This is a genomic window from Burkholderia sp. Ac-20349 (genome assembly GCF_017104865.1).
GTDB lineage: Bacteria > Pseudomonadota > Gammaproteobacteria > Burkholderiales > Burkholderiaceae > Burkholderia > Burkholderia aenigmatica.
Genome location: NZ_JAAGPM010000263.1, coordinates 1 through 5,047, shown reverse-complemented (window position 1 = coordinate 5,047; position 5,047 = coordinate 1). Strand labels below are relative to the sequence as shown.

Here is a 5,047-nt window from a genome sequence, read left to right as displayed (position 1 = left end):
GAACGCATCGCGAGTGCCCGGCAGGCCGGCGCGCATGCCGACGATCTGCTCGCGACGGCCGGCCGCGCCTCGATCGCGCTGACCGACGGCCGCACCGCGACCGCACGCGCCGCGCAGACGGGCGTGGCCGATCTCGTGCTCGTCGACCTGGCGCGCGATTACGCGCAGGCCGGGCTCGTTGCGCTGACGCGCGCGCTCCAGTGCAGCGATGCGGCTTATGCGGACGCGGTCGGTCTGTTCCAGCAGGCGGGTTTTCGCGTCGTCGGCGTCGCGGACGTGCCGGGCATGGTCGCGATGCGTACCGTCGCGATGCTCGCGAACGAGGCGGCCGACACGGTGAACCAGGGCGTGTGCTCGCCCGCCGATCTCGATCTCGCGATGGAGAAGGGCGTGAACTACCCGTGCGGCCCGCTCGCATGGGCCGATGCGATCGGCATCGGCCGCGTGTATCGCGTGCTGTCGAACCTGACGGCGAGCTACGGCGAGGACCGCTATCGCGTGTCGCCGCGCATTGCCGCGCTGCATGCGGCCGGCCGCCTGTTCCGCTCGTAACGCCGGCCCCGTTCCCACGATCACGATAACGACATCACTCCATTGGAGGAGCACCCCGATGACTCACCCGACGCATCCCGCCGCCGCCCTCGAGCCGATCGAGACCGCCAGCCGCGACGAACTGCAGGCGCTGCAGCTCGAGCGCCTCAAGTGGTCGCTGCGCCACGCGTACGACAACGTCCCGCACTATCGCCGCACGTTCGATGCGGCGGGCGTGCATCCGGACGATCTGAAGTCGCTCGCCGATCTCGCGAAATTCCCGTTCTCGACCAAGAACGATTTGCGCGACAACTATCCGTTCGGGCTCTTTGCGGTGCCGCGCGAGCAGGTCGTGCGCGTACACGCGTCGAGCGGCACGACCGGCAAGCCGACGGTGGTCGGCTACACCGCGCGCGACATCGACACGTGGGCGAACGTGACCGCGCGCTCGATCCGCGCGGCCGGCGGCCGTCCGGGCGACACGCTGCACAACGCATTCGGCTACGGCCTCTTCACGGGCGGCCTCGGGATTCATTACGGCGCGGAACGGCTCGGCTGCATGGTCGTACCGATGTCGGGCGGGCAGACCGAGAAGCAGGTGCAACTGATCCGCGATTTCGAGCCGAAGATCATTCTCGTCACGCCGTCGTACATGCTGAACCTGATCGACGAGATGGTGCGGCAGGGGATGGATCCGGCCGAGTCGTCGCTGAAGATCGGCATCTTCGGCGCCGAGCCGTGGACGCAGGCGCTGCGCGAGGAAGTCGAGACGCGCGTGGGCATCGACGCACTCGACATCTACGGGCTGTCGGAAGTGATGGGCCCGGGTGTCGCGTGCGAATGCGTGGAGACGAAGGACGGCCCGGTGATCTGGGAAGACCATTTCTATCCGGAGATCATCGATCCCGTAACGGGCGAAGTGCTGCCCGACGGCAGCCAGGGCGAGCTGGTGTTCACGTCGCTGACGAAGGAGGCGATGCCGGTGATCCGCTACCGCACGCGCGACCTCACCGCGCTGCTGCCGCCGACCGCGCGCGCGATGCGCCGTCTCGCGAAGATCACGGGCCGCTCCGACGACATGCTGATCGTGCGCGGCGTGAACGTGTTCCCGAGCCAGATCGAGGAGATCGTCGTCGCGCTGCCGCAGTTGTCGGGCCAGTTCCAGATCACGCTGTCGCGCGACGGTCACATGGACCGGCTCGACCTCGCGGTCGAACTGCGCTCCGAAGCGGCCGCGTCCGTCAGCGACAGCGATCGCGCGGCGCTCGCGCGCGAGCTGCAGCACCGGATCAAGACGATGGTCGGCGTGTCGTCCGGCGTGACGGTGCTGGCGGCGGGCGGCATTCCCGCGACCGCGACCGGCAAGGCCCGGCGCGTGATCGACCGCCGTCAGGCCGCGTAATTCCGATGTTTGTCGTTCTACCCGAGGAAACCTGTTCGATGGATGGATTGAAAACCCTGGCCGTCACGGTCGATGCGCGCGGCATCGCCACTGTCGCGCTGCAGCGCGGCGACGTGCTCAACGCGTTCGACGAGACGATGATCGCCGAGCTGACCGACGCGTTCACCACGCTCGGCCAGCGCGACGAGGTGCGCGCGATCGTGCTGCGCTCGGACGGCCGCGCGTTCTGCGCGGGCGCCGACCTGCAGTGGATGCAGCGCGCAAGCGCGAACGATGCGGCCGCGAACCTGCGCGACGCGGAGCGGTTTGCCGCGATGATGCGCGCGATCCGGCAATGTCCGAAGCCGACGGTGGCGCGCGTGCAGGGCCATGCGTTCGGCGGCGGCGTCGGCCTGTGCGCGGCGTGCGACATCGTGATCGCGAGCGATCACGCGCGCTTCTCGGTCAGCGAGGCACGCTTCGGGATCCTGCCGGCCGTGATCGGCCCGTATCTGGTCGAGGCGGTCGGCCAGCGCCAGGCGCGCCGGCTCGCGCTGACGGCGACCCAGCTCGCTGCCGGCGAGGCGGTCGCGATCGGCCTGATCCACCAGGCCGTGCCGCTCGATTCGCTCGACGAAGCGCTCGACAAGACGCTCGCCGAACTCGGTCGTAACGGCCCGAACGCGCTGATGGAGATCAAGCGCTTCTTCGACGCGATCGGCGAGTATCCGCCGTCGGACGAGCGTGCGGCGTTCACCGCGCAGACGATCTCCCGCGTGCGGGCGACACCGGAAGCGAAGGAAGGCTTCACTGCGTTCTTCGCGAAGCGGCCGCCGGCATGGGAGGCGGGCACCGAGTAAGGGGCAACGGCGAGGGAAAACGGCGACGATCGACCGTGCAGCGGGCCCGGCCGCAATTTGCGGCGCGGGCGCGGGCGCTTGCTCTACAATGCGTGACCCCCGGCGCGCTGCCGGCCCAGCCCCGACCGATTCTTCATCCGATGATCGTCAACCGCCTTATCTCCGAGATCCTGTTCGGCTTCACCGGCCTGATCGGCATCATCAACCCGATCGGCATCGCGTTCCTGTTTCTCGAACGGACCGAGGCGCTCACCGAGCAAGAGCGCGATCTGCTCGCGAGGAAGGTCGCGTTCAATGCGTTCATCGTGCTGATGGTCGCGTTCTTCGCCGGCACGCCGGTGCTGCATTTCTTCGGGATCTCGATGGAAGCGCTGCGGATCGGCGGCGGCTTCGCGGTTGCGGTGGCCGGCTGGCAGATGCTGAACGAACCCGACGGCCCGGGCGGCGGCGACACGCCCGTCAAGCCGATCGACGCGAACGCGATCATGACGCGCGCGTTTTTCCCGCTGACCATGCCGCTGACGGTCGGCCCCGGCTCGATCGCGACCGCGATCGCGCTGAACGCGAACCGCACGCACAAGCTGTCGGAGTTCATGCTGTCGAGCATCGTGTCGATCGCCGTCTCCGTGCTGGTTGCGATCGTGATCTGGCAGGTCTACAGCCGCTCCGCGCTGCTGTCGCGCTATCTCGGCAGCGAAGGCACCAAGGTCGCGAAGCGCGTGTCGGCATTCCTGCTGCTGTGCATCGGCGTGCAGATCATGCTGACCGGTTTCTCCGCGTTCCTGCAGCCGATCGCCGACCAGGTCAAGTAAGCGGCCGGCGCCGCGGCGCACGTGATGTGCAGCCGGCGCCCCGCACGACCTCGCGCTGACCAGCACCTCCTCCGTACTTTGCGGAGACGCCGCACGTCTTTTCGCCGCCCGGGATAACATGCGACGGTCCGGCGGATGCGCGGCGCGCATCCGGCCGTCAGCTCAACTTCAATGGCGAGGCGTGCAATGGAATACGTGAAATTCGGATCGACAGGGCTGGAAGTGTCCAACCTGGTGCTGGGTTGCATGACGTTCGGTGAACCGTCACGCGGCTCGCATCCATGGACGCTGCCGGAAGCGGAGAGCCGCCCGATCATCCAGCGGGCAGTCGAAGCCGGCATCAACTTCTTCGATACCGCGAACATGTATTCGGACGGCACGTCGGAGGAGATCGTCGGCCGCGCGCTGCGCGATTTCGCGAAACGCGACGAGATCGTGATCGCGACCAAGGTGTTCTACCGGATGCGGCCGGGGCCGAACGGCGCGGGGCTGTCGCGCAAGGCGATCATGACCGACATCGACCAGAGCCTGAAGCGGCTCGGCACCGATTATGTCGATCTCTACCAGATTCACCGCTGGGACTACGGCACGCCGCTCGAGGAGACGCTCGAGGCGCTGCACGACGTCGTCAAGGCCGGCAAGGCGCGCTACATCGGCGCGTCGTCGATGTTCGCGTGGCAGTTTGCGAAGGCGTTGCACACGTCGAAGCAGCACGGCTGGACCCGCTTCGTCAGCATGCAGAACCACCTGAACCTGCTGTATCGGGAAGAAGAGCGCGAAATGCTGCCGCTGTGCGAAGACGAAGGGATCGCGGTGATTCCGTGGAGCCCGCTCGCGCGCGGCCGCCTGACGCGCAACTGGGACGAGTCGTCTGAGCGGCAGCAGAGCGATGCGGTCGGCCAGCGGCTTTACGATGCGACGGCGGAGTCGGACAAGGCGGTCGTCGACGCCGTTGCGACGATCGCGGCCGCACGCAACGTGCCGCGTGCGCAGGTCGCGCTTGCCTGGGTCGCGCAGAAGCGCGGGGTCACTGCGCCAATCGTCGGCATTTCGAAGCCGCAGCAGCTGGACGACGCACTCGCCGCACTCGAGCTGAAACTGACCGACGACGAGATCGCCACGCTCGAACGCCCGTACGTGCCGCACGCGGTCGCCGGGATCAACTGAGCGGCCGCGCCGCGCGGCCGTCAGCGCGCGGCGGCGAGCATCGGGTAGGTGAACAGGCCGAAGTGGACGACGTTCAGCCCCGCATGCGCGAGCGCGGACGCGAGCAGTCCGCCGCGCCGCCAGGCGAGGCCGTAGCCGACGCCGGCCACCGTGCCGAGCACGATCCATTGCCAGCATCGGCAGCAGCGCGCGCAGCGCGGCTTCCTCGTCGAAGCCGAGACCGCGCCACAGCTCGACCGCTTCCGCCAGCCCGCACAGCGCGAAGCTCGCCGCGTAGTGCGCGGCCGCGTGATAAA

5 protein-coding genes and 2 pseudogenes are annotated in these 5,047 nt (G+C 68.3%); 5 read left to right on the top strand and 2 right to left on the bottom strand.

Annotation, left to right across the window (positions count from 1 at the left end; translation table 11 throughout):
* From G3N61_RS38005 to G3N61_RS37985, 5 genes are all read left to right on the top strand, one after another.
* On the top strand, nucleotides 1–552 hold a 552-nt coding region (locus G3N61_RS38005), incomplete at its 5' end, for a 3-hydroxyacyl-CoA dehydrogenase family protein (RefSeq protein WP_241018107.1).
* A gap of 58 nt (nucleotides 553–610) precedes the next feature.
* Nucleotides 611–1,933 carry a phenylacetate--CoA ligase PaaK gene (gene paaK / locus G3N61_RS38000; RefSeq protein ID WP_011354922.1) on the top strand — a complete coding sequence of 441 codons (1,323 nt, stop codon included), beginning with the start codon at nucleotides 611–613 and terminating at the stop codon, nucleotides 1,931–1,933.
* A 38-nt stretch (nucleotides 1,934–1,971) separates the two neighbouring features.
* Nucleotides 1,972–2,772 (top strand): enoyl-CoA hydratase-related protein, encoded by an 801-nt coding sequence (locus tag G3N61_RS37995; protein WP_175024453.1) that lies wholly within the window; start codon nucleotides 1,972–1,974, stop codon nucleotides 2,770–2,772.
* A 140-nt stretch (nucleotides 2,773–2,912) separates the two neighbouring features.
* Nucleotides 2,913–3,584 (top strand): MarC family protein, encoded by a 672-nt coding sequence (locus G3N61_RS37990; RefSeq protein ID WP_043184423.1) that lies wholly within the window; start codon nucleotides 2,913–2,915, stop codon nucleotides 3,582–3,584.
* Between the two features lie 186 nt (nucleotides 3,585–3,770).
* Complete coding sequence (locus G3N61_RS37985; RefSeq protein ID WP_205824994.1) at nucleotides 3,771–4,751, top strand: aldo/keto reductase; 981 nt, start codon at nucleotides 3,771–3,773, stop codon at nucleotides 4,749–4,751.
* Between the two features lie 20 nt (nucleotides 4,752–4,771).
* Here the strand turns inward: G3N61_RS37985 and G3N61_RS37980 are convergent.
* Both G3N61_RS37980 and G3N61_RS37975 read right to left on the bottom strand, forming a co-directional pair.
* Nucleotides 4,772–4,924 (bottom strand): annotated as a pseudogene (locus tag G3N61_RS37980) (CPBP family intramembrane glutamate endopeptidase); the annotation flags it as partial.
* Nucleotides 4,920–5,047 (bottom strand): annotated as a pseudogene (locus G3N61_RS37975) (DUF2520 domain-containing protein); the annotation flags it as partial. The pseudogenes G3N61_RS37975 and G3N61_RS37980, both read right to left, overlap by 5 nt.

Coding starts and splice junctions, on each gene's coding strand:
- paaK (WP_011354922.1), top strand. CDS start 611: ATGACTCACCCGACGCATCCCGCCGCCGCCCTCGAGCCGATCGAGACC.
- G3N61_RS37995 (WP_175024453.1), top strand. CDS start 1,972: ATGGATGGATTGAAAACCCTGGCCGTCACGGTCGATGCGCGCGGCATC.
- G3N61_RS37990 (WP_043184423.1), top strand. CDS start 2,913: ATGATCGTCAACCGCCTTATCTCCGAGATCCTGTTCGGCTTCACCGGC.
- G3N61_RS37985 (WP_205824994.1), top strand. CDS start 3,771: ATGGAATACGTGAAATTCGGATCGACAGGGCTGGAAGTGTCCAACCTG.